Annotated in this window: 1 protein-coding gene and 1 pseudogene; one reads left to right on the top strand and one right to left on the bottom strand. The window is 73.9% G+C overall.

The features are described from left to right. Positions 1-329 (bottom strand): annotated as a pseudogene (locus ACWGH4_RS35305) (hypothetical protein); the annotation flags it as partial. Positions 330-701: 372 nt separating this feature from the next. On the opposite strand from ACWGH4_RS35305, the gene ACWGH4_RS35300 reads away from it, so the two are divergent. Next, a complete protein-coding gene (locus ACWGH4_RS35300) occupies positions 702-1,067 on the top strand; it encodes a hypothetical protein (protein ID WP_441265906.1) in 366 nt (121 codons plus the stop codon). Positions 1,068-1,113: the final 46 nt, after the last annotated feature.

The raw sequence follows: 1,113 nt of genomic DNA, 5'->3' as shown, positions 1-1,113 counted from the left end.
GCGCCGTACGGCCCCACGGGCCATGCGGCGCGCTGCTGTCCGCCGTTCGTCGGCTGCTGTTCGCCGTTCGTCGCCGGGATCGGCGGCACACGTGGCTCGCTCGTTCGTGTTCGCCTTGTTCGTGCACGCCGTGGTGGCGGAACCGGTGCCTGCGGACTCCAGTTGCCCATCTTCAGCGTCAGGTTCTTCATGAACGCCTCACCGAAGGGATAGTGCTCCACCTGCGGTGGATAGACGCCCGCGGTGCCGATGGATCCGGCCTTGGCCACCATCCGTACCGACCGGCGGGCGGCGAGTGACGGCGCGTTCCCCCACCACCCAGGTGTCACCCTGGGGCGGACGCTGGGCGTCGACGCCCACGGCGCCGACCACCCGTTCCACACCGATGCCGCCGGCGAGGTCGCGGACCGCCTCGACCGGGTCCTCGGCGTTGAAGGGGGCAGGCTGCCGCGGCCCCGCGTGCAGGAGGGCGGCTGCGGCTGCGCGACATGGCTGTGTGGGCGGCGGACATCCGGGAACCCGCCACGACGCACGGTCCTGGCCGGGCAGCCCGGCGACGGGTTCGGCCGGCCCGCGTGGTCTCGCGGAGGCGTGGGCCGCCGGCATCGGCGCCGTCACAGACTGTCACGGCTGGCCGGGCGGCGACGGGCACCGGAACGCCCGCACCGAACCGAGAACCCGACGATCCGCAGGAGCCTCTGATGGCCGACGAGAAGAAGTCCGACACGCAGACACCCCGGCACGACGCGCTGCCCCTCCCCGACTACGACCACCTGCCGACGGAGGCCCTTCAGCAGCGCATCCGCACACTGGCGCGGGAGGATCTCCAGCAGGTGCTGGCCTACGAGGAGGCCCACGCGAACCGGCTTCCCATCGTGCGGGCGATGCAGGTCCGGCTGCAGGAACTGGACGCCGGCGCCACGCCGTCGGGCGGCGCTCCGGGCGGTCTCGCACCGGAGCAGGCACCGGGGGCGGCCGGCGGTTCGGCGGTCTCCCCGCAGACCGCGGGCCCGCCTGTGAACCCGCCGTCGCACGGCACCCCGCAGAACCCGGCGCAGCCCCGCTGAGACGCGACGACCCGACCGGAACGCCACAGACCCGACGGCCGGAACC

Source organism: Streptomyces sp. NPDC054847, from assembly GCF_053610925.1.
This window is presented reverse-complemented; position numbering and strand designations above follow the sequence as displayed.

Bases quoted from the DNA above. Each gene is read 5' to 3' on its own strand.
- ACWGH4_RS35300 (WP_441265906.1), top strand. From the start codon at position 702: ATGGCCGACGAGAAGAAGTCCGACACGCAGACACCCCGGCACGACGCG.